The sequence below is a fragment of the Desulfosarcina sp. BuS5 genome (genome assembly GCF_028752835.1).
GTDB lineage: Bacteria > Desulfobacterota > Desulfobacteria > Desulfobacterales > BuS5 > BuS5.
Genome location: NZ_CP087952.1, coordinates 2,884,052 through 2,907,500 on the forward strand (window position 1 = coordinate 2,884,052; position 23,449 = coordinate 2,907,500).

The 23,449-nt window shown below is 39.4% G+C and carries 17 protein-coding genes and 1 tRNA gene; 10 read left to right on the forward strand and 8 right to left on the reverse strand.

The genetic code is table 11. The features are described from left to right. The 6 genes from sucD (at position 1) to BuS5_RS14185 (ending at position 6,782) form a co-directional block, all read left to right on the forward strand. Positions 1 to 873 carry a succinate--CoA ligase subunit alpha gene (sucD, locus tag BuS5_RS14160; protein ID WP_027354327.1) on the forward strand — a complete coding sequence of 291 codons (873 nt, stop codon included), beginning with the start codon at positions 1 to 3 and terminating at the stop codon, positions 871 to 873. A 68-nt stretch (positions 874 to 941) separates the two neighbouring features. Beyond that, positions 942 to 1,793, forward strand: coding sequence for an AmmeMemoRadiSam system protein B (gene amrB, locus BuS5_RS14165; RefSeq protein ID WP_027354328.1), 852 nt, complete (start codon positions 942 to 944; stop codon positions 1,791 to 1,793). A gap of 156 nt (positions 1,794 to 1,949) precedes the next feature. Then, a tRNA-Ala gene (locus BuS5_RS14170) sits at positions 1,950 to 2,025 on the forward strand. A gap of 1,712 nt (positions 2,026 to 3,737) precedes the next feature. Continuing rightward, positions 3,738 to 5,795: a hypothetical protein gene (locus tag BuS5_RS14175; RefSeq protein ID WP_274427755.1), complete on the forward strand. Its 2,058-nt coding sequence runs from the start codon at positions 3,738 to 3,740 to the stop codon at positions 5,793 to 5,795. A 323-nt stretch (positions 5,796 to 6,118) separates the two neighbouring features. After that, positions 6,119 to 6,607 carry a type II toxin-antitoxin system VapC family toxin gene (locus BuS5_RS14180; protein ID WP_027354330.1) on the forward strand — a complete coding sequence of 163 codons (489 nt, stop codon included), beginning with the start codon at positions 6,119 to 6,121 and terminating at the stop codon, positions 6,605 to 6,607. After that, entirely contained in the window at positions 6,597 to 6,782 is a 186-nt protein-coding gene (locus BuS5_RS14185; RefSeq protein WP_035265680.1) for a hypothetical protein, read from the forward strand. The genes BuS5_RS14180 and BuS5_RS14185 overlap by 11 nt, the downstream gene beginning before the upstream one ends. 34 nt (positions 6,783 to 6,816) lie before the next feature. Here BuS5_RS14185 and BuS5_RS14190 read toward each other — a convergent pair whose 3' ends face one another. Beyond that, positions 6,817 to 7,971, reverse strand: coding sequence for an IS4 family transposase (locus tag BuS5_RS14190; protein ID WP_036019371.1), 1,155 nt, complete (start codon positions 7,969 to 7,971; stop codon positions 6,817 to 6,819). Between the two features lie 176 nt (positions 7,972 to 8,147). Here BuS5_RS14190 and BuS5_RS14195 point away from each other — a divergent pair, with 176 nt between their 5' ends. From BuS5_RS14195 to BuS5_RS14205, 3 genes are all read left to right on the forward strand, one after another. Continuing rightward, the gene (locus BuS5_RS14195; protein WP_027355170.1) at positions 8,148 to 8,777 is read left to right on the forward strand and encodes a DUF3786 domain-containing protein; all 630 of its coding nucleotides are present in this window, start codon (positions 8,148 to 8,150) and stop codon (positions 8,775 to 8,777) included. 29 nt (positions 8,778 to 8,806) lie between these two features. Further along, complete coding sequence (locus tag BuS5_RS14200) at positions 8,807 to 9,157, forward strand: winged helix-turn-helix domain-containing protein (protein WP_027355171.1); 351 nt, start codon at positions 8,807 to 8,809, stop codon at positions 9,155 to 9,157. 728 nt (positions 9,158 to 9,885) lie between these two features. Next, positions 9,886 to 11,736 carry an IS1634 family transposase gene (locus BuS5_RS14205; RefSeq protein ID WP_274427756.1) on the forward strand — a complete coding sequence of 617 codons (1,851 nt, stop codon included), beginning with the start codon at positions 9,886 to 9,888 and terminating at the stop codon, positions 11,734 to 11,736. Between the two features lie 494 nt (positions 11,737 to 12,230). On the opposite strand, the gene BuS5_RS14210 is transcribed toward BuS5_RS14205, so the two are convergent. The 4 genes from BuS5_RS14210 to lepA form a co-directional block, all read right to left on the reverse strand. After that, the gene (locus tag BuS5_RS14210) at positions 12,231 to 12,929 is read right to left on the reverse strand and encodes a hypothetical protein (RefSeq protein WP_274427757.1); all 699 of its coding nucleotides are present in this window, start codon (positions 12,927 to 12,929) and stop codon (positions 12,231 to 12,233) included. Positions 12,930 to 13,882: 953 nt separating this feature from the next. Then, positions 13,883 to 14,407 carry a 3-isopropylmalate dehydratase small subunit gene (gene leuD / locus BuS5_RS14215; protein WP_027353129.1) on the reverse strand — a complete coding sequence of 175 codons (525 nt, stop codon included), beginning with the start codon at positions 14,405 to 14,407 and terminating at the stop codon, positions 13,883 to 13,885. Positions 14,408 to 14,420: 13 nt separating this feature from the next. Beyond that, entirely contained in the window at positions 14,421 to 15,710 is a 1,290-nt protein-coding gene (locus BuS5_RS14220; protein WP_027353128.1) for a 3-isopropylmalate dehydratase large subunit, read from the reverse strand. A 19-nt stretch (positions 15,711 to 15,729) separates the two neighbouring features. Then, positions 15,730 to 17,526, reverse strand: coding sequence for a translation elongation factor 4 (gene lepA / locus BuS5_RS14225; RefSeq protein WP_027353127.1), 1,797 nt, complete (start codon positions 17,524 to 17,526; stop codon positions 15,730 to 15,732). 275 nt (positions 17,527 to 17,801) lie between these two features. Here lepA and BuS5_RS14230 point away from each other — a divergent pair, with 275 nt between their 5' ends. After that, on the forward strand, positions 17,802 to 18,725 hold the full coding sequence (locus BuS5_RS14230; protein ID WP_027353126.1) for a GGDEF domain-containing response regulator: 924 nt from the start codon (positions 17,802 to 17,804) through the stop codon (positions 18,723 to 18,725). On the opposite strand, the gene BuS5_RS14235 is transcribed toward BuS5_RS14230, so the two are convergent. Genes BuS5_RS14235 through BuS5_RS14245 form a run of 3 tightly spaced genes read right to left on the reverse strand, consistent with a single transcriptional unit; the run spans position 18,722 to position 23,247 of the window. Further along, positions 18,722 to 19,696, reverse strand: coding sequence for a rhomboid family intramembrane serine protease (locus BuS5_RS14235; RefSeq protein WP_027353125.1), 975 nt, complete (start codon positions 19,694 to 19,696; stop codon positions 18,722 to 18,724). The two genes, BuS5_RS14230 and BuS5_RS14235, sit on opposite strands and share 4 nt — an antisense overlap. A 19-nt stretch (positions 19,697 to 19,715) precedes the next feature. Continuing rightward, on the reverse strand, positions 19,716 to 20,576 hold the full coding sequence (gene nadC, locus BuS5_RS14240) for a carboxylating nicotinate-nucleotide diphosphorylase (protein WP_027353124.1): 861 nt from the start codon (positions 20,574 to 20,576) through the stop codon (positions 19,716 to 19,718). Continuing rightward, the gene (locus BuS5_RS14245; RefSeq protein WP_027353123.1) at positions 20,563 to 23,247 is read right to left on the reverse strand and encodes a valine--tRNA ligase; all 2,685 of its coding nucleotides are present in this window, start codon (positions 23,245 to 23,247) and stop codon (positions 20,563 to 20,565) included. Before BuS5_RS14245 ends, nadC begins: the two co-directional genes overlap by 14 nt. Positions 23,248 to 23,449: the final 202 nt, after the last annotated feature.

The following is a 23,449-nucleotide window of genomic DNA, read 5'->3' on the forward strand; positions in this document are numbered from 1 at the left end:
GTGAGCATATTCGTTAACAAAGATACTCGTCTGGTAGTCCAGGGAATAACAGGCCGGGAAGGGATGTTTCACACTCAGCAGTGCGTAATCTACGGCACCAACGTAGTTGCAGGCGTCACCCCCGGTAAAGCCGGCCAGAAAATGGATGACATCCCTGTTTTCAATACTGTTAAAGATGCAATAGCCTCTACCGGCGCAAATTGCAGCATGATTTTTGTACCGCCGCCTTTTGCAGGTGATGCCATTATGGAAGCTGCTGATGCCGGAATCGACCTTATTATAGCCATTACAGAAGGCATTCCGATAATGGACATGATGAAGGTCAAAAATTTCCTTGGCACAAAAAGTTCACGCCTTATAGGACCTAATTGCCCCGGAATCATTACTCCGGGTGAGTGCAAAATAGGAATAATGCCCGGGCCGATGCACAAACCCGGCGGACCTATAGGAGTTCTTTCACGTTCCGGAACCCTTACCTACGAGGTTGTGCATCAGTTGACCCTGCAGGGAATAGGTCAAACAACATGCATAGGAATAGGCGGAGATCCAATTAACGGCACCAATTTCATTGATGTACTCGATGCTTTTGAAAAAGATGATGAGACCAAAGGTGTTGTCATGGTAGGTGAAATCGGTGGAACCGCTGAAGAGGAAGCTGCTGAATTCGTCAAAAACAACATGTCTAAACCTGTTGTAGGTTTCATAGCGGGATTAACGGCTCCTCCAGGGCGCCGCATGGGACATGCCGGAGCGATTATCAGCGGCGGAACAGGCACGGCAGGGGCTAAAATAGATGCATTTAATGCCTGTGGCGTCCATGTTTGCAAAAATCTGGGCACTCTGGGCGAAATATGCACAGAAGTATTTAAATAACAAATAGTAGGAGCGCCCCTTGTGGTCGCTCCTGCGGAACCATCCCCCATTTCTAAAATGGTGCTGTCATGTCTGCCAGAAAAGCAATTTTTGCCGGAAGCTGGTATCCCGAGACTGCTTCCGAATGTGAAAAAGAGATAAATAAATTTCTGAAAGAAGCAAAAGTAAAGTATACTTCTGCCATTAAATTAAAGGGCGGAATAGTGCCCCATGCAGGATGGTATTTTTCCGGCAGCATAGCATGCGGCGTGATTCAGGCGCTTTCCGCGGACAAGCATCCCGATCTTTTTGTTATTTTCGGGATGCACCTGCACCCTGGCTCTCCCTGTTATATTATGAGCGGCGGAACATGGGAAACACCTTTCGGCGAAATAGAGATTGAAGCGGAACTTGCCAAAAAACTTGAGAAGAAATTTTCCTTTAAAATAGAAACAGCGACTGATTTTTCCCAGGATAATACAATCGAGCTCCAGCTTCCTTTTATTAAATACTTTTTTAATAAAGTAAAAATTCTTCCCATAGGCGTACCACCCACAAAAAGTTCCATTGAGATAGGAAGAGAGGTTGTTAAAAGCGCGCAAAAGCTCGGCCTTTCAGTAAAACTGATCGGCTCTACAGATCTGACCCACTATGGGTACAACTACGATTTTTTGCCAAAAGGCACCGGGCCCGATGCCATAGACTGGGTGCGCAATAAAAATGATCGCATCTTTATCGACGCTGTTCTGTCAATGAACCCGGAAAAAATACTAAATGAGGCTAAAAAAAATCACAATGCATGCTGCTCAGGAGCCGTAGCCGCAACTATTTCTGCTGCACGCCAACTCGGCGTTAAAAAAACCGAACTGGCAGCATATGCTACCAGTTATGACAAAAGACCGGACGACAGTTTTGTAGGGTATGCCGGAATTCTTTTTTAAAACAGCAATGGGACACAAATGCACACAGATAAACACAGATGGGTTTGTTTAAAAAAAAGTGTAAAGTTCTTTTAAATTCCAAAAATTCAATGGCAGTAGTACAAATAGATATTGACACATACTATCCTCTCTGATAGTCACTTCCTTAAATTGATTGGGGCTGTAGCTCAGCTGGGAGAGCGCATGACTGGCAGTCATGAGGCCAGGGGTTCGAGCCCCCTCAGCTCCACCACAAATCTTGAACAAAAATCCTCATAAAACACACCAGTCTTAAAGCCCGATATAACCGTTTTTAAACCCAAGTCAGGATAAATGCCAACAGGACACAAAGATTGATTCTGACGTTTGTCCATTTATCTGCTTTCCAGAATCGGCTTTAAAATATCCGGGCTTTTTAAGGATGCCAATTTGTTTTTAAAATGCATTATTTTTTCCCTCATTCCCAAGCTCTGCCGGGGAATGCATACCACAAGGCTCTGCCTTTTTTAGATCAGCGGTTTTACTGCCACCAATCCTTTTAACCCGATATAGCCACAGCCGCTGGAATATCTCCAATGCCCAGGTTTGTCAACATACCCTCGTTTAACAGGATTATAGTAAATATACTCGTAACCGTTCACGGTTATAGGTTCACAGTTAACGGTTGAAAAATACAGCGGGTTTCGATGGATTCGCTTCGCTTAATCCACCCTACAAACTTACGTTGCTCTTGAACCGTAGGGTGGATTAAGGAGCGTAAGCGACGAATCCACCAAAGTAGCTGTCCCGCCTTACGCTGATGGCCTGAAATTCAATTTATAAACAGGAAATTATGCCGCTTGTAACCATGAACGATTACATATACTCTATATATAGACCTCGGTATTTGAGTTCGACAATGTTTTTATAAATTTTACCACTAACTTATTGAATTAATTTAAACAAAACGATGGCATGAAAATTGCAATGTCCAATTTTTATACAGCTTTATACTATAGCTTTAATTATAAATATATTCAGATTATTAGATGTTATAGCGTCTAATTAATATTGATAAAAGTACGAGGTCTGATATAGATTTCCACAGAAATAATTTCACTGCGTTATCGGTCATCGAAGTAGGGGTTCAAGATTTTGACCCCCTACCTCCCTCTGGCCTTGTGTCAAATTTTAAAATCAGGTAATTATCTGAAAATCTATAGTTCCAATCAGCATTTTTATGCTTTTTTTATAAAACTTTAACTGCTCCAAGAAAAATTTCGGTCCATTGACTTTCTGTCAAGCGACAATAGATCTTGCTGTATATGATTTATTTTTTCTCATTTCACTGGATATATTTGTAGATGTTACAACAAGATGAAAATGAATCTCCATTAAAACCTAGGCATGAATTTTGATTCTTTGCTGTTGCTGCAGAAAATTCAACGAATCAATGACAATTCCGGCTGGCGCGGGCAGGGCAAACAAAAAAAGCCGGTTTATAACACTACTTGTTATGAAATATGTTTTACCGCTCTCAATAATTTTATTTATATCTGCTTCTTCCCATAAAAAGTATTATATTTTAGTGACTTTTGGTGCGTAAGGCAGAGCCTGGGAACGAAGGTAAAATAACTTTTTCATATTGCACCCGTTTCCAAATAGCCAAGACAGGCCTTTTCGCTTGCAAACCATTCATCAAATTCTTGCAATGTTCGTGGATAATCAATTCCGCCAACAGGATGTGAATCTTGAGTATCCATACATCCATGATAACATAAGGGGTAAAGTGGATACCCCCCCCTTTAAATAAATAAGCAAATAATATTTTTTATTAATTTGGCATAATTATTGCCGCTTTTTTGACTTAAAAATTAATGCCTCTTCTAGGCATTCAATTAATTTTGCTTTTGGACCATGACGGAATCTATGTTTATTGTTTATTTTGCATCATATTTACTTTAATATCATAATAGGTGTAAAAGTTTGCTAATAAACGTAATATGTGTACTAAATATATATTTTATACAGGTTTTATTATTTCATATATGCGTAAAAAAATGCGGCCTATATGCGAATGCATTAATTCCTGAATATTATACAAATGACGAAGAATTGATTATCGAGCGGTTGGGTAAAGAATTTTATATTACAAGTATTGGAAAGGAATTAGTAGTCGGAAAAAGTGTATATCGATATATTCTCGTGAAACCAACAGATATGTATAAAGAAATGTTTAATCTTGACCGTGAAATTGTTTTAACTTTTAGCCCTTATGTGCCATTTGAACCCAGATCATTAGATGCCATCCCTCTCGCGATTAACCGCCACCAAAACCTCAGGATAGAACGTATATGTAGCGTTATCGTCAGCAAAGATGACGATGTTGGATATAAACTTTCAGAATTACTAAAAAATGATCAAGAAGCACAAATAGTAGTACCTTTCGCATACCAAGAATTAATTGAAAAAATCGATGATTCATTTTTTTTCAGGAATAGGTTTAAAAAGCATTTTTTTTCAAGGGATCTTTTTGCATCAGAAGCACCCTTAAAAAAAGATTTATATTTTTTTGGTAGACATGATTTAGTTCACAGTTTTGTAACTAGACATCGATCCAATCAAGTTTCAGGGTTATTTGGCCTTCGAAAAACCGGGAAAACATCTGTGCTCTTTGGCATCCAGAGGGCTCTGAATAAAATTAATGGAGTATCAGTTTTTATAGACTGTCAGAATCCTGCTTTCCATCGCTGCCGGTGGAACAAAGCTCTGAACTATGTACTTACAGAAATAAAAAAGCAGCACAAACTGAGTGTTCGGCTACAGCCAGAGGATAATTATTCCGAAGCTAAAGCCCCTATAATATTTGAGGATATAATACTAAAAATGTCAAAGGAATTAGGTGAAAAAAATATTCTTCTAATCTTTGATGAGATTGAAAATATAACTCCTGGAGTATCACCTTCTGAACATTGGACAACGGAACTTGATTTTATATTTTTTTGGCAAACGTTACGTTCATTGTTTCAGAAACTGCCAAAAACTTTTTCCTATTTAATTGTAGGCACAAATCCTCTTTGCGTCGAAACGGAAAGTATCCATGGGAAAGACAATCCAATTTATGGCCAAATTCCGCTTGAATATATACCTCGATTTGATGTTCCACAAACAAGAGAGATGGTTCGTAGATTAGGAAAAATAATGGGCATGAAATTTGATGAAATTCTCTACGGGAAGCTCACTGAGGATTTCGGTGGGCATCCATATTTAATTAGACACGTTTGCAGCGTCATCAACAAAATATCTAAAAATGAACGCCCAGTGCGGATTGATAAAAGTGTTTATGAAAAAGCAAAAAAAACATTCATTCGGGACTATAGCCACTTTATGGAAATGATCCTGAACGTTCTGCATGATCATTTCAATGATGAATATGAAATGTTAAAGTATCTTTCTCTTGATGACATTGAAACCTTTAAAGAGTTTGCTGACCTTTCACCTTTATATACTAATCATTTAATAGGTTATGGCATTGTAGAACAAAATGAAGGAAACTACACCTTCCGAATTGAAACAATCCGTGATTTCCTTTCATCAAAGCAAAAGTATAAAAAGTTAAATCAAACTCAAAGCGAAATGTGGGCGGAGATATCCGAAAGAAGAAATGTTTTAGAACCAAGGCTTCGTTCGCTTTGCCGGATGCAACTTCAGGCTCATTTCGGTTCTTCCATTGCTCATAGAAAGGTTTTAGATTTGTTAGGAAAACCACGTAAGACAAAAAACAACTCCCTTTCTTTTTCAGAGCTGTTTGATGGTAACAAATCTAAAATACTGTTTTCTGATCTACCAAAGATGATTTCAAAATATTGGGACTGCTTTAAAAATATCCTTGGCCCAGATAAAAATGAAATTATCGGCAATTTAAACAAAATCAATACAATGCGTAAAGATGCACATGCTAACAATGTTTCCAAGGAGGAAATGCAAATATTCCGAGCCTATGTTGGCAACGTTGAAAAAAAGGTTGATCAGTTTTTCGGATAATTGTGAATCGATTAGAAAAAAAATCCAACAAGGCTAATTCAGCCGACGCAAAAAACCGCGCGGCTGATTAGCGACGTTCGATTTGGCTACCAACTAAGGCGGGACAGCCTATAAATTCAACCAGTTAGCAACTCCTCAATTTTTGCTTGATTTTGGAATTGCCATAGAGCCAAAATGGCGAGAAGTGTCCCACTTTAAGTTATAGTACTCCTAATATGACTTGATACTCTTTGACCTATATATTATTAGAGATGGTATCAAGTCATATGAGGAGTACTATAGTAGCCTTTAATTTCAACCTAAAATACAGGTGTGTAAAGCAAATGAAAAGTTGTGTCTACATCGAAACTTCGATTCCAAGTTATTTAACCGGCCGGCCAAGCCGGGATTTGATAGTAGCTGGATGGCAGCAAATTACAGCTCAATGGTGGGATGAGTGCCGACAGAATTATGATCTTTATACATCAGAACTTGTTGTTGCCGAGGCTTCATCAGGCAACCCTGAGGCTGCTGAACGTCGATTGTATTCGTTGAAGGATATTCATGAACTCTTGATAGACGATGAGGTAGAGGACCTTGCGAGCAAATTAATTGAAAATCGTGCTGTGCCAGCTACTGCAAAAGCCGATGCAATCCATATTGCTGTTGCAGCGGTGCAAAAAATGGATTATTTTTTAACTTGGAATTGCAGGCACATTAACAATGCGACAAAGAAGCCTGTTATACGAAAAGTTTGCGCGGATTTTGGTTACATTTGCCCTGAAATCTGCACACCATTAGAATTGTTGATAGAGGTATCTAATGATTTATAAAGACGAGATAATATCCGAAGTATGGCGCAATAGGGATGCTTATGTGGAGAAACATGAATATGATCTTAAACGGATCATCTTTGATCTTAAGAATCGGCAAAAAAAATCGCATTACAAAATTATCGATAGAAGGATATCGAACAATCGGGTAGTCCCTACAAAACAATGCAGGTGATTAAAAAGTGTCTCTGAAAACCAGTAGTGTCCGGTTAAGTTTTTGCATATAGCATTTGCTCTTTGATAATCAGATTATTAGACCATACGTTTTTTTCGTCAGTACGTAATTCGTTCTGGATGGTATTTCTAAGCTGACGAATCCTCTTTATTGATACAGGTTCATTAAACTGTTCATGGCAGTATATGGCCATAAGCAGGTAGGTTATTAACCCCGCAAGGATTTGAACCATCAGGCCATATCTACTGTGAGCAATCAAGTGGTACACTTTTAAATGTTTCTTCCACCATTTGAAAAAAGTTTCGATATCCCATCTAAGCTTATAAACGGTTGCAACCTGCTCGGCTGTAAGATCATAACGATCAGTTGCCACAAAATATTTGACACCGGCAATTTTATAACCAACCAGTCGAACCGGCTTTCTGGTCTGGTTTACCCCAGGAGTGCCAAGAAGAACCACAGCATCATAAAAAATATAGCTGTCGGGATCAACAGGCTGCTCTTTGATAATAGTTCTTGTTGTTTTCGCTTTGATGCGGCAAACAAAATGTTTTTTTTCATCCTGAAGAAGATCAAAATCCTTATGTGATTGATACCCCCGATCCATGATTCCTGTTTGGCCTTTTGTAAGGATAGACCTGACAAAGGGGCGTTCAGCGCCATTTCCATTTGTCAGATGAATTTTTATAGGAATCTTGCGATTGACATCAAAGCCGAAATGGCCTTTTGCTTTTTTAGCGCCTTTTCTGTAATCAGCCCAGTACATGGACAGAACTGCATCAATTAAAGATCCATCAATGGAAACGAGTTCACCGAGATCTGAATAATTTGATGGTAAAGCATTTTGTGCCTGGCTGCAAAGAGCTTGAAAAACATATTCAAGCTGTTCAAGCCCTCGAGAATTGATAATTTCGGAAAAACTGCTACGACTGATCCCTCCATCTGGAGCGACACATTCTTTGGCAAAATCGTCTTCTTTAAGGTGTTGAATAAGATCACGAGCTGATTCATGTTCTTGTAGATGGAAAAATATCAGTGCGTGAAGCTGATCTTCAAAAGTCATTTTCAATGGCCTGTGACCTCGGGATTTAAGCTGTGGCGTGTCAGGAAAAATCTTTTGCAAAGGTTTGAGAAATCGAGCATGAGATTGGGGATTAAAATTCTTTTTTGGGATATTGAATATGTCCATTTTTGTCTTAACTTCTTGTTATAATTATATTTTATAACAAAACGATAAAAAATTTTTATTTGGTTTGTCAAGTAAAAAATGAACATTTTTCTAATTTTTTTATCCCATATAACATGCAAAAACCTAACCGGACACTACTGAAAAAGCAATGGATAAACAGGATTTATTAAGGAAAAATGAATAAAACAACCTTTGATAAAATTTATGAAAATTATTTAGCAGAAATTGCCGGTCTTGACTTTAAATCCATCAAAGATCAGCTTGGCATTGAAGTCGATAATGATGAAGCTGTTATAGATTTTTTCGGGTCTTCTTACAGGGTCTCTCCAAAGGGAATTAAAAATCCTTCAGGCAAAAGGCCATCCCATGCAATAAGCGTGGTGCTGTGTAAATATATGCTTTTGTGCCCTGAAAATGATCCAGCACAAAAGGATTGGGTATCTTATAAAGATTTCAGGGATGCAGCTCCCTTTGTCGGTGGATTTATCAATAATTCACAAGTGCCAATAGCAAAAAAATTCTCAGGAAGGCTTGGAATGCTTGAAAAAGCAGGCAAAATACTTGGCGGCTGTTCTCCTGATATTGATCTTACCTATGAGCTTTCAATGAAATTTGATGCCCTGCCAAAGGTTCCCATTCTAATGCTTTTTAACGATGAAGATGATGAATTCCCCGCCCAGACTTCCCTGCTTTTTGAAAAAAGGGCGGAAAAGTACCTTGATATGGAATGTCTCGCTATAATTGGGTGGTCTCTTTATGAACTTTTAATTGAGATTACTGACAATTCAAAAGGGACACTTATATGAGTTCATGGACAATATGAGGAGGTAAAACAATGAAATGTGAAAAATGTGGAAATACAATTATAAACGACGACAAATATGAATATCATGGTCAGATATTATGTGAAGACTGTTACATGGATGCACTTTCTCCTGCAAAAATCTGTGATCCATGGGCAGTTTATACTGCAAAATCTTTTTCCGATAAAGAAAACTTTTTAAATGAAACCCAGGAAAAAATCCTGAAGATATTAGAGGAAACAGGCGGGATTGAGGCAGAGGATCTTGCAGAAAAGCTTAATTTGAAATTAAACGATCTGCAAAGAGAATTAGCTGCACTAAGACATATGGAAAAGCTAAAGGCCAAAATGGAAAATGGAAAGAAATTAATTTGCCTGTGGTAAGCAGATCATTATTTCCATATTTGTTTTAAAATTCATTTCAGGATCGAAAACATAATAAGTTGAACAAAAATTGCCAAAGATTCCAGCTTAGCTGCAAGACGCATCAAAAAGTTAATACTTTAGCTGGTAGTTACCTAAATTGAGCGGTTTTAAGATCGAATCATATTCTATAATGTAAAACACTCCACTTGAGCATCGTTTTTAAGCCAAAATATTTTTTTCGGTAAACGGATGGCGTATTATTTCAGCAAGACTTGAAAAAATTCGAAAATTGCAACAATCAGACACTTTTTTTCAGTAGTGTTCGGTTAGGTTGTTGCATGTTTTTATATGAAACACACTCCCCTAAAAAAAGCGTAGGGGTACCATTGATTTTAAGGTAATCTTAAAATTATTAATATTATTAGTAAGTTATCAATGTTGTATAAATAAAATCAGTTCCTTGGTTAATAATAAGATTGCGGTAATTAGCTTTTCAATGAATTTAGAAATGTCGGTGCTCTCCCGCTACTACATTGATTATAAATCAGTAGCAATTTTTACAGTTAACCCATCTTTTTGAGTTTTATGGGCAAATGCTCAAAATAAGCCTCATTTTAGAATTTTCAAAAATTTAATTTGAATGATTTTAATAGGTTAAAAATAATTTGCTCTGGCTTTACCAGTGTAGTGCCATAAAATAAAAAAATAACTTGACTTTTTATTGATATCCGCCTATATTGGGCAACATGTATATTAGAAGAACCACAATAAAAAGTCGAAAAGATGGCAAACAATATTACACCTATAGATTGGTTCAATCCGAACGAACTGCAAAGGGAGTCAGCCAGCACACATTAATTAATCTCGGTACGGCTTTTTCTCTGCCACGGGATCAATGGCCAGAATTATCTTCACGCATTCAGGAGATTATCAGTGGCCAGCAGAGTTTTTTCAAAATTTCTGAAGAAATAGAGGAGCTTGCTCAAAATTATGCAGCCCGGATTATTCACGCGCAACACAAAAATAAAGCTGAAAATAATAAGCCGGATTATCGCGAGGTAGATGTAGACAGCCTGGAAATGTTCAGGCCACGCAGTGTAAGCTGTGAACATGTGGCGCTGGAAGCGTTTGTTTTTTTAAAACTTGGTGAAGAACTAAAAGCCCTGGGATTCAATGGCCCTCAGCTCGCAGCAGCAACCGGTACAATAATAGGTCGTATGTGTCAACCAGGTAGTGAACTGGCAACTCATTACTGGCTCCAGAATGTTTCAGGCTTGGGTGAATTAATTGATTATGATTTCAACAAAATTAATCTATACAAAATGTATAAAATCTCTGATCAGCTTCTCAATAATAAGGAAGCCATAGAAAATCATCTATACTTACAAGAAAAGAATTTATTTGAATTTCAAGAGACAATAACCCTTTATGATCTTACCAACACTTATTTTGAAGGCAGCAGTAAAGCAAACAAGCTGGGGAAACGCGGACATTCCAAAGAGAAACGTTCTGATTGTCCACTGGTAACTTTGGCTTTGGTGCTGGACAGCAGTGGCTTTCCCAAGCGCAGCAAAGTATTTGAGGGTAATGTAAGTGAACCGTCAACATTAAAAAAAATGATTGTTGGTTTGGAAAGAAAGAATTTATCCCAAGAGCTGTTTAAGCCCTCAAAAGCGACTATAGTAATGGATGCCGGAATTGCCACTGAAGATAATATTAAATGGCTCAGGGAAAACAGTTATCCATATATTGTAGTTAGCCGAAAACATCATCGCGAATTTAATGAAGATGAAGCAGTTGTGGTAAAACAAGACAATGACTGCACAGTAAAAGTGCAAAAAATTATTGACTCAGAAAATGATGAGGTTTTGTTGTATTGTCACTCTACAAAGCGGGAAAAAAAAGAACAGGCTATTAATGATCGCTTTACCATTCGCTTTGAAAAGGCTGTCAGCAAACTTGAGTCAGGCTTGCATAAAAAAGGATGTCTAAAAAAATACGATAAAGTCCTGGAAAAAATAGGTCGTCTGAAACAGCAATATTCCAAGGCTGCAAAGCATTATAAAATAGAAGTATCTAAAAACGAAAAAAATGGCAACGCTGTTAAGATCCTTTGGACACGCCAAACGCTTGCGGACACAAAAGATAGTTTGCCGGGAGTATATTGTCTCAGAACAACCCATATGGAATTTGATGAAGCTACGCTATGGCGTACATATACAATGTTAACGGATTTGGAGGCTGTTTTTCGTTCACTGAAATCCGAGCTTGGGATGCGGCCGGTTTTTCACCAAATCACAAAACGGGTGACAGGTCATATTTTTATCAGTGTCATCGCTTACCATTTGATACATAGTATTCGTTACCGATTGAAAAAGACGGGGATAAACAGTAGCTGGTCTGATTTGAGAAAACAACTTGCAGGCCAAAATCGAGTAACAGTTTCCATGCAGTGCCGAAATGATAATGTTGTGCATGTAAGAAAAAGCACACGACCGGAATCACGACAACAGAAAATATATTCTGCTTTAGGGTTAAGCTCTCTCCCTGGCAGAACGATGAAAACAACTATCAAAAAAATAAAAGTAGTGCCATAACTAAGATTTTAAAAAAGTAACCTACTGTAATTATAGTGTTTGTTTTTTTTATTCAAAAAGATGGGTTAAGAGTTCTCTAAACGTCCAAACGTGGTCAGTAATTCCGGCTGCCATACCTGGAGTTTTTTGATTCCATTTTTTTTGAAAACGTTCTTCAGAATCACAAATCCTTTCCCGGAGACTCATATGTGGACGAGCAAAGTTATAAAATGCTTGAAAGAAAACAGGTAACCGTTCACGGTTATAGGTTCACAGTTAACGGTTGAAAAATACAGCGGGTTTCGGTGGATTCGCTTCTCTTAATCCACCCTACAAACTTACGTTGCTCTTGAACCGTAGGGTGGATTAAGGAGCGTAAGCGACGAATCCACCAAAGTAGCTGTCCCGCCTTACGCTGATGGCCTGAAATTCAATTTATAAACAGGAAATTATGCCGCTTGTAACCGTGAACGGTTACGAAAACAGTTTGTTTTTTAAGGTTCTCTCTATTTTTGCTATAGCCAAGAGTCTTTCGTTTCAGAGGAGAGAGATTGCCTGATGGTAAGGTTCAATCTTTCAAGGAAACTGGTGCCTATTTTGAACCCCAGTTTAGCAAGTCGTTCTGCTCCACACCTGATGCGGTAAGTGATCTTGAGGAGTTTTCCATTTTTTTTCTCTTTTACCATCTGGCCATATACCAACTCAGAATGAGGCTTTTTAACAGGCTCTTTCGGACGTCCCCTTTGTCCGGTTTTTGGGAAGATTTTTATTTCATGGTAGTATTCAAGCAGAGCATTGAAGTAGCAGCTAAACCCGTCGCTAAAGAAGCAGGGAACTCCCAATACTATGCCAGCAGTCATTGCAATGAGCGAAAGAGCGGTTTCAAATGTCTTGGGGCCAACAACCATAGCCAGAATAAGACGGAATTGCGGAGCATAACCGATCCAGATCCATTGTCGACCATCTTCTGCTTCTTGACTGCTCTCAGGTTTCGTATTCTCAGATTTTTTACTTACTTTTCGCCTGACAAAGCTCCACATTTCATCCAATTCCACATGAGTTACAGGAAGTTCCTTGAGAAGCGCTTTGTTAATTGCATCTGCGTTTTTATATGCTTTATCCAACCAGAACAAAACGGTATCCTCTTTAATACCAAGAACGAAAGCGATTCCACTTATTCCAACATTTACCAGGATCATCTTCAATGTCATCATTACCTTTTCTTATTCAGTTTTTAAATCGAAAAAAGCAGTGTCACGTGTTTCGGAAAATCTTTCGCCACAGATAGAACATTTAAAAATACGCCTTTTACCACTTTTTGTCATATAAGTACTGATAGAACTAATATTTCTTTGGTTTACTTGCCCATAGCACTTACAATTTTTGTTCGGGCAAGGTTGATTCCAATCTGATGATTTTCTCATAATCTTTTCCTCCCAAACTGGGTAGCAAGAAGCAGAAATGAGTCCTTGCTTGTTTTAAAAATAAGCATCAAATCAGAATTAAAAATAAACAGTATGTAACAAAAAGCTATATTAACTTTCAATTAAAACATTAAACATGCTCGGTTTATAATCAATGTAGTAGCGGGAGAGCACCGGTATTTGAGTTCGACAATGTTTTTATAAATTTTACCACTAACTTATTGAATTAATTTAAACAAAACGATGGCATGAAAATTGCCGTGTCCAATTTTTATACAGCTTTACACTATAGCTTTAATTATAAATATATTCAGATTATTAGATGTCATAGCGTCTAATTAATATTGATAAAAGTACGAGGTCTGTAGTACAATAAAAGGGCTATGATCTCATCGATCCTTAAGCCTAAAACTGTAAATATAAAGGGCGTCCCTAAACTCCTCTAAACTCCTACGTTTTTATTCCCGGCTAAAGAGTCCAACGTTTTCAGCCCTTCAAAATAAATTTTCTGGCAAAAAAAAACACGAACTTCAGGATTAAGGTACTAACATAGGTAAACCGTAATTTCCGGCATCCTTCATTTACCTGTTTACGCTTTTCGAGGATTGTCCTTCGATCACATATTTTGAATATCGAACCGCAGAACAAGGAACCTCAGAATTTTGAAAATAAAGTATTAATTCGACTCGTGCCTGTCTCTAATCATGCCGAATAACAGAATAATATTTTTTTTATTTATTCTGTCAATATTTAGAGTCCGCATATTCAACCCATCCACCTGTATCAACCAGTGTCCGGTCAAAATCGGATATGGAAAAAATGAATTCCTCCTGCTGACCGTCTCCTTTGATAACGATAGCGTTTCTCTTTAAATCGATTTCAACAATACTCTCTTTGTCTGCGAACATCTTGAATATTTTCTCTATTGTTTCCGATGGCAGTTCAACTGCAAGCATACCGCAGTTAAACATGTTCTGTTTAAAAATTCTGGCAAAATTTTCAGCAATAACAAGGTTGATACCGTTAGCCTCAAGAGCCCAGGGAGCATGCTCGCGTGAAGAGCCGCATCCGAAATTATCCCTGGTTATTATTACACTCTTTTCTGCAAGATCAGTCGCCGGATCAAACCCTTCCAGTTTAAGATCCTCCAAAAGATACGCTTTTAAGCTCTCTTTTGATATTTCAGTTAAATATTTTGCAGGTATAATTTCATCGGTATTAATGTCCGATCTGTCTAGAAAAAGCGCTTTCCCGTTAAAATTTTTCATTACGTTCCCCTGATTATTCTGCGGCATAAAGCCTTGAATTTGTAATCCTGCCTGCAATGGCTGATGCAGCAGCAGTTGCCGGGCTCATTAAATGGACCATGCCCCCTTTGCCCATTCGACCATTGAAATTCCGGTTGGTCGTTGAGGCGCAGACCTCTCCTTCGGCAAGCACTCCGTTGCTCATTCCAAGGCAGGCTCCACAAGTCGGATTTGTAATACATGCTCCGGCATCCATAAATATTTTCATGAGACCTTCTTCCATGGCCTGTTGATATATCAGTGGAGTGGCAGGAGAAATAATACATCGTACGGAATCGCTGATCCGATTATCTTTCATTACTTCAGCTACTATACGAAGATCTTCAATTCTTCCGTTAGTACATGATCCTATGTAGACCTGATCTACTTTTTCTCCCTCCATTTCCTGAACGTTTTTAACCAAGTCAGGTTTATAACCAAATGTCACTTGCGGCTCCAGGTTACTTACATCATGATCGATGATTCGTTCGTATTCCGCATCCGGATCCGCTGCAAATTCAATATATTTTTCAAGCGCCGCCTCTTTTGAATTGAACTCATCCTGTATAAACTCCCATAGGTATTCAACGGTTGTCATGTCAGGATAACATATTCCACATGTTGCGCCGGCCTCAACCGCCATATTGCAAAAAGTCATCCTCGATTCCATACTCATAGAGTCGATAACGGGTCCTGCAAACTCAACCACCCTGTTTGTGGCCCCGTTTACTCCCAGCATGCTTATTACTGAGAGTATAGCGTCCTTTGCATAAACCCCTTTTCCCAGGCTTCCTGTCATATTTATTTTAATAGTTTTCGGGTAATGAAAGGCGCAAACGCCTTTCAGGATGCCAACTTCAAGATCCGTAGTGCCCACACCCGCCGCAAAAGCACAAAATGCGCCATGAGTGCATGTATGCGAATCGCCCATTATTATGGTGTATCCGGGGCGGGCGAATCCCTTTTCAGGAAAAATCGCATGGCAGACACCATTTCTGCCGATATCAAAAAAATCTGCGATTTTATGGCGCTTGGCCCAATCTCTAAGAATTTTACCCTGCAAGGCTGTTTTGGAATCCTTAGCAGGTGAGACATGATCAATCACTGCTTTTATTTTTGAAGGATCAAACACCTTATCCTTTCCCCTTGCAACAAGATCATTAATAGCGCCTGGAGTTGTTATCTCATGACAGAATACAGCATCCAGCCTGATAACATTGATATCTCCCGAAGGGTTATCAATAATATGAGAAGCAAAAATCTTCTCTGCCACTGTTTTTCCCATTATTTGTCCCCTTAGTTCCTTAATCATTATCGGTTTTTAAAACTGATAGAAATGCAGATTGCGGGATCATAACCTGGCCCACCATCTTCATCTTTTTTTTACCTTTTTTCTGTTTCTCAAGCAGCTTTCTTTTACGTGTAATATCACCTCCATAGCACTTGGCGGTGACATCCTTTCTGAAGGCTGAAATAGTCTTGCGGGCAATTATTTTGCCTCCGATCGCCCCCTGAATCGGTATTTTGAACATCTGTTTGGGTATTTCATCCCGCAATTTTTCACATATGACTCTTGCGCGCTCAACAGCCCTGTCCCTGTGTATTATATTAGATAATGCATCTACCCGCTCCGAGTTTATCAGTATATCCACCTTTACAAAATCTGCTTTTCTGTAATCTATGATATCATAGTCAAATGACCCGTATCCCTGGGTTATTGATTTGAGTTTATCATAAAAATCATAAATAACTTCAGCCAGCGGAAGTTCGAATATCATTTCCAGCCTGTTGTTGGTAAGATACTGATAATTTTTATTAATACCCCGGCGGTCTATGCAAAGCTGCATGACTGCACCCATATATCTGTCAGGAATTATAATAGCCGCTCGTATAAAAGGTTCTTCGGCATATTCTATGGAAGCAGGTTCCGGATAAAGAGCAGGATTATCGATTATCATTTCAGATCCGTTTGTCATTATAAGCTTGTACTGCACAGTCGGCGCAGTCAGTATAAGAGAAAGACCATACTCCCTTTCCAGCCTCTCCTGAACGACCTCAAGATGCAGCAACCCCAGAAAACCGCATCTGAAACCGAACCCTAGCGCTGCTGAAGAATCTTTTTCATAAACAAGTGCGGCATCATTCAGCTTCAGTTTTTCAAGAGCCATGACAAGATCCGCATATCCATCGGATGCCACAGGGTATATTGAGGAAAAAACAACCGGTTTCGTCTCCTTAAACCCTTCCATCGGAGCTGCGCACGGATTTTTCTTTAAGGTGACAGTGTCTCCGCACCTGGTGTCGCTTACAGTCTTTATTCCGGCTATAATATATCCCACCTGACCGGCCGAAAGTTCTTTTTGCGGGATTCTTTCCAATCGGAACAGTCCGACCTCCTCAACTTTATGTTCCGCACGATTGGACATGAATGTGATTATATCTCCGGATTTAATTTTCCCTTGAAAAACACGCACATGAACTATGGTGCCGCGAAAAGGATCGTAGTGTGAATCAAAAATCAATGCTTTTAAAGGCGCATCAGAATCTCCTGACGGGGGTAAAAGATTTTTGACCACTCCCTCCAGGATATCATAAACCCCTGTACCTTCTTTGGCAGACACCAGTAAGGCGGCTTCAGGATCGAGCCCCAGATCCTCTTCAATCTGACTTTTCACCCGTTCAATATCTGCTGATGGAAGGTCTATCTTGTTGATCACGGGTATAATCTCAAGATCATGTTCCAGCGCAAGATAAAGGTTGGCCAGTGTCTGAGCTTCAACACCCTGGCTGGCGTCTACTAAAAGCAGAGCGCCCTCACACGAAGCAAGCGCTCTCGATACCTCATAAGTAAAATCGACATGCCCTGGAGTATCTATAAGATTTAATGAATAAATTTTTCCGTCTTCTGCTTGATAGGGAAGACATACGGATTGACTTTTTATTGTAATTCCACGTTCACGCTCAATATCCATTGTATCCAGGATCTGATCCTTAAAATCCCGGTCTGATACAATATCAGTTGCCTGTATAAGGCGGTCCGAGAGCGTCGATTTTCCGTGGTCAATATGCGCAATAATACTGAAATTTCTTATGTTTTTCATTTAATTTGCTAACTTCATGAAAATAAAATTGAATATTAAGCTTAAACTAATTTGACACAACGCTTCATTATCTTTATATAAAGCTATACCTTTATAAAACTATCTATTATCAAACTAATTGAATTTCACAAGGTCAGGGGGTAGGGGGGCAAAATCTTGAACCCCTACTCCGACGAACGATAAGGCAGTGAAATTATTTATGTGAAAATTTATTTGTAGCAGATTATTTTTAACCCTGTCAACACGCCTGACAACTATAGTAAAAAACATACAGTATGGCCGAATATATTTTAATTGTTGATGACGACGCTAATATAAGACAGCAACTAAGTGAATACATAGACCTGTCCGGATATATTTCCTCAACGGCGGCAGATGCTGAAGAAGCGATTAACTTGCTAAAAAATAAAAAATATGATGTTGTCATAACAGATATTAAAATGCCCGGGATGGATGGGCTTGCACTCACAGATACAATAAAAAAAAGGTACGCATCTGATATAATTGTAATAACCGGCTACAGCGAAAATTATTCCTATGAAGAGGCTGTAAAAAAAGGCGCCAGTGATTTTGTATTCAAACCTGTACGTTTAGAAGAACTGCTGCTCAGGTTAAAAAGGGTATTAAGAGAGCGACAACTTAGAAAACACCGTAACCATATCCTTGAAAAACTGCAAAAACTTGCAATAACGGATGGCCTCACAAAGCTGCATAATTCGAGACATTTTTATTATGCCATAGAACTGGAGATTGATAGGTCAAAACGTTACAATCATCCGCTTGGGCTGCTGCTGCTCGACATTGACAATTTCAAACAGTACAACGATTCATACGGGCATCTTGAGGGTGACAAAGTGCTTGCTACAATGGGCCGTACAATAAAATCACTGCTAAGAACCATGGACTCGGCATACAGATACGGTGGAGAAGAGTTTACTATCATCCTGCCTGAAACCAACATCGCAGAGGCTGAAACTGTCGGCCAGCGGATAAGGACTGCAATAAAATCAGTACAATTATTCCCTGTACCCGGAAAACCGGTTTCAATCACAATAAGTGTCGGAGTTACCCAATACAGCCCCCAGGAGACAGTCTCCTCCTTTGTACAACGAGCCGATAGAGCAATGTATATTTCCAAGCAACATGGTAAAAATCTGGTTACCGCCCTCTTGTCGGATCAAGCGGATAATCAAATTTAATATTCCTGGATAGTCACCTTAAGAAGAAGATCACCCGCCTTACCGTCTGTATTTTTTTTCCCTTCTCCTTTTAGACGCAACACCCCCCCGTCTTTTATTCCGGATGGAACAACTACCCGAAATAATTTTTTGTAAAACCCCCAGGAAATATTGACCATTTTATATGCTCCGGAAATCGCTTCATAAGGTGTAATGATAATCGTTCCATAAAGGGTTGGATCGTTTTCAAAACCGACAGGTCGAATCACCTGCAGCTTATTAGTTTTTTTCCTGGCTGTAATCCGGGATATTCCATGGGTATCGCCGGCACCTGGCAAACAAAGAAAAACTTTTAAGAAAAGCATCCCAAACAAAAAACCACCCACATGTGCCCACCATGCTATGCCGCTGGCAGCCGAATCTCCACCGGTTGCTTGTAAAAATTGCATAAGAAACCAGAATCCTAAAAAAAAAAATGCCGGGATCTCCACGAACCATGGAATAAAAATTATAGGAATTAATGTTAATATTTTAGAGTATGGATGGAGAAGCAGATATGCGCCCATTACTCCGGCGATTGCTCCGCTGGCTCCAATAACAGGAATATTGGAATGTAAATTAAAAATCAAATGTGCCATACCTGATGCCATACCGCAAATAAGATAAAAGAGGAGATATCGCAAAGGACCAAGCCGATCTTCAACATTATTTCCGAAAATATAAAGGGTCCACATATTACCGAGCAGATGCCAAAAACCACCATGGAGAAACATAAATGAAACCAATGATAAGGCCTGCTGTCCAAAGGAAAAATAGGATGCTATTTGAGGAATGGAATAACGGGCCGGAACAAGGCCATATATATAATCAAAACGGCTTAACCCGGAGCCATGGAAGAGCCCTGCCAAATAAACAAAAAGATTAACCCCTATCAGGACATTATTAACAACCGGATAGTTTTTCGAAGATATTGTATCTCTAATAGGTATCATATTTTGTAGCGGTTACCTATTAACTATTAACCGCCTCTATTCTCATGCTTATATCCACACATCCAGCGGAATGGGTAAGCGCACCTGAAGATATTATGTCGACTCCGGCATTGGCAAGCATTACCAGGTTTTCCTTTGTAACCCCTCCGGATACTTCCACTTTTGCCTTTCCGTTTATTATTTTAACCGCAGCCTTGATCTGTGGGATATCCATATTATCCAACATAATAACATCAGCACCGGCATCCAAAGCTTCATTTACCTGGGAGAGATTAGAAACCTCGACCTCAATTTTCATGAGATGCGAGATACGGTTTCTGATTCGGTCGACAGCTTTTTTAACACCACCGCAAACTGCAATATGATTATCCTTAATCAAAACACCGTCGAATAATCCCATGCGATGATTATTCGCTCCGCCGATACGGACTGCATATTTCTCAAGTACGCGCCACCCGGGCGTTGTCTTTCTTGTGTCCACAAGGCAAACATCTTTATCGGCCAGCTCTTTCAAATAAGACCTTACATATGTGGCAATTCCCGAAAGCCGCTGGAGAAAATTTAAAGACGTACGTTCACCCATCAGCAGTGTTTGCAAACTCCCTTCGACTGACAGGACTACCTCTTGAGCGACAACTGAATCACCGTCATTAAACCTGGATTCAGTTTCAACGTCAGAATCCAGAATTTCAAACACCCTTTTCGCCACATCAATACCGGCAATTACCAGGGATTCCCTGGCTATCAAAACCCCACGGCCTTTTATGTCAGGATCAATCAGGTTTTCTGTGGTGATATCTCCTGTGCCGATATCTTCCTGTAATGATATTTCAATAAGATGATCGAGTGTATGATAAAACCTGTTACTACTTGTCATCATGAATCCCTTTGATTCTATAAAGATTCTTCTCAATCTTCTCCTGTTTTTCACGAAGGACTTGTTCTTTTTCTCTTACCTTGTCTACAATATGAGGCGGAGCCTTGGTAAGGAAGTCATCATTTCCAAGCTTCTTTACAACAGTTATTAGTTCTTTTGTCTGCTTATTAAGCTCTTTTTCCAGGCGTTCAATCTCTTTCTTAAAATCAACCACTCCATCAAGCGGAATAAATATAGTTGCCCCTTTTACCACAGATGTTACCGATGTGCTCGGGCGTTCAACAAAATCTGAAGCAGAAAGAGTTTTCAAACCGGCAAGATCAATTATAATATCACTATAACTATTTACAGTATCAACAATATCCTGTTCAACCGATTGTACCATGGCTGAAAGAGAAAATGAGGGCGCAATATTCATCTCCCCCCTGATATTTCTGATTCCGGTTATAATTTCCGTAATCAGATTCATTTTGGATTCGGACTCAGAATCATTGACGATACCGTAATCATCAGAATCATTGGATGGAAATGAAGCTGCCATAATCGAACCCGACGTGCCGGGTAACCTGTGCCATAGCTCCTCAGTAACAAATGGTATAAAAGGATGAAGGAGTAAAAGCGTATCATGCAGAACACGCCAAAGCACACTCATTGCAGCCGTAAGCTGTTCCTCGCCCTGATTTCCATAAAGGGCGGGTTTGACAGCTTCCAGATACCAGTCACAAAACTCATGCCAGACAAACCTGTATAAACAGCCCGCCGCATCGTTGAATTTGTACTCATCCAATGATCCGGCCACCTCATGAATCACTTTTTTCAATCTTGATATTATCCATCTATCGGGAAGGGAAAGTGATAAATTTTTAAGATTAAACTCAATTTTATCAAAATTGCTATCTTTTATATGCATCATAACAAAACGTGATGCATTCCAAATCTTATTTATAAAGTGGCGATATCCTTCCACACGTTTTTCAGACATTTTTATGTCTCTGCCCTGTGCGGCAAAAGCGGCAAGAGTAAAACGGAATGCGTCAGTACCATATTCTTCTATTACTGTTAAAGGGTCAATCACATTTCCCTTTGATTTGCTCATCTTTTTTCCGTTTTCATCCCTGACAAGGGCATGCACGTATACATCTTTAAAAGGAACCTCTTTTCTGAAATGAATGCCCATCATCATCATCCTGGCAACCCAGAAAAAGAGAATATCAAATCCTGTCACCAGAACCGAAGTAGGATAGAACTTGTGCAAAAGTTCCGTCTCATCAGGCCAGCCCATTGTGGAAAAAGGCCACAAGGCGGAACTGAACCAGGTATCGAGAACGTCTGTCTCTTGTGTAAGGGTGTCATGTCCGCATCCAGGGCATTTTAAAGGCACATCGGTAGCAACAATAACATGACTGCATTTATCGCATGTCCAGGCCGGTATCTGGTGCCCCCACCAGATCTGTCTGGAAATACACCAGTCTTTGATGTTCTCCATCCAATCAAAATATGTCTTTGTCCATACATCAGGAATAATTCTGGTCTCCCCGAGCCTGACTGCAGAAATCGCTTTCTCAGCCATAGGCTTTATCTTGACAAACCACTGTTTGGAAAGATTAGGTTCTACGACAGTTTTGCATCTGTAGCAATGTCCGACAGCATGTTTATAAGGCTCTATCTTTTTCATAAAACCTTCGTCCACAAGAGCTTTAATAACTGCGTCCCGGCATTCAAAACGGTCCATACCAGCAAAGCGTCCTGTTTCGGAAGTCATTGAGCCATTATCATCGATCACTTTAATCGAAGGGAGGTTATGGCGGCTTCCGATGGCAAAATCATTAGGATCATGGGCAGGGGTTATCTTTAAGGCACCTGTGCCAAACGATATACCGACATATGTATCTCGTATTACCGGTATATGTCTTCCTGTTAAAGGAAGAATAACATCATCTGATGGAATATTCGTATATCTTTCATCATCCGGATTGATTGCAACTGCTGTATCACCGAACATAGTCTCAGGTCTTGTGGTTGCAACTATAAGTCCTCCAGATTTTTTTGGAAAAGGATAAAGTATATGATAAAGGGAACCTTTGATCTCTTCGTGTTCCACCTCAAGATCGGAAATAGCCGTACCGCACCTGGGGCACCAGTTGATGATATAATTATCTTTATAAATAAGCCCTTCTTCATAAAGCTGTACAAAAACTTTTCGCACCGCACGAGATAGACCCTCATCCATGGTGAAGCGTTCGCGATCCCAGTCACAGGAAGCGCCAAGCCTTTTGAGCTGGTTTATAATAGCTCCGCCGGATTCCTTTCGCCATTCCCATACAGCCTCAATAAACTTTTCCCTGCCAAGCTGTTCACGGCTTAATCCTTTGGATTGTAACATTTTTTCAACTACATTTTGAGTAGCAATTCCGGCATGATCCGTTCCAGGCATCCATAATACATTGTCACCACACAATCTTCTGTACCTGCATAAAATATCCTGCATTGTTATATTCAAAGCATGGCCCATATGAAGGACACCTGTAACATTAGGCGGAGGAATGACTATGGAATATGAAGGTTTTAATTTTTTTTCAAAAGCCTCAAAAAGCTTTTCTTTTTCCCAAAAATCATACCAGCGTTTCTCCACGTCATGCGGTTCATAAGCTTTATTCAATAAATCAGAACTCATGGAATTCTCCCGAATCTATAGATTTAAATGAGGGGTTTTGTAAAATATTCATTTTATACAACGACAAGGAAGGAGAAAAGTTTAATATAGATTGTTCAAACAATTACCCGATTTTAAAATTTGGCACAAGGATATAGTTACAAACCTGAGAGAGGCGTGCTGATAGTCCGTCGACTGAAGGTTTTGAACGATAATGCAGTGA

Coding starts and splice junctions, on each gene's coding strand:
- amrB (WP_027354328.1), top strand. CDS start 942: ATGTCTGCCAGAAAAGCAATTTTTGCCGGAAGCTGGTATCCCGAGACT.
- BuS5_RS14180 (WP_027354330.1), top strand. CDS start 6,119: ATGAAAAGTTGTGTCTACATCGAAACTTCGATTCCAAGTTATTTAACC.
- BuS5_RS14185 (WP_035265680.1), top strand. CDS start 6,597: ATGATTTATAAAGACGAGATAATATCCGAAGTATGGCGCAATAGGGAT.
- BuS5_RS14190 (WP_036019371.1), bottom strand. CDS start 7,971: ATGGACATATTCAATATCCCAAAAAAGAATTTTAATCCCCAATCTCAT.
- BuS5_RS14195 (WP_027355170.1), top strand. CDS start 8,148: ATGAATAAAACAACCTTTGATAAAATTTATGAAAATTATTTAGCAGAA.
- BuS5_RS14200 (WP_027355171.1), top strand. CDS start 8,807: ATGAAATGTGAAAAATGTGGAAATACAATTATAAACGACGACAAATAT.
- BuS5_RS14205 (WP_274427756.1), top strand. CDS start 9,886: ATGTATATTAGAAGAACCACAATAAAAAGTCGAAAAGATGGCAAACAA.
- BuS5_RS14210 (WP_274427757.1), bottom strand. CDS start 12,929: ATGATGACATTGAAGATGATCCTGGTAAATGTTGGAATAAGTGGAATC.
- leuD (WP_027353129.1), bottom strand. CDS start 14,407: ATGAAAAATTTTAACGGGAAAGCGCTTTTTCTAGACAGATCGGACATT.
- BuS5_RS14220 (WP_027353128.1), bottom strand. CDS start 15,710: ATGGGAAAAACAGTGGCAGAGAAGATTTTTGCTTCTCATATTATTGAT.
- lepA (WP_027353127.1), bottom strand. CDS start 17,526: ATGAAAAACATAAGAAATTTCAGTATTATTGCGCATATTGACCACGGA.
- BuS5_RS14230 (WP_027353126.1), top strand. CDS start 17,802: ATGGCCGAATATATTTTAATTGTTGATGACGACGCTAATATAAGACAG.
- BuS5_RS14235 (WP_027353125.1), bottom strand. CDS start 19,696: ATGATACCTATTAGAGATACAATATCTTCGAAAAACTATCCGGTTGTT.
- nadC (WP_027353124.1), bottom strand. CDS start 20,576: ATGATGACAAGTAGTAACAGGTTTTATCATACACTCGATCATCTTATT.
- BuS5_RS14245 (WP_027353123.1), bottom strand. CDS start 23,247: ATGAGTTCTGATTTATTGAATAAAGCTTATGAACCGCATGACGTGGAG.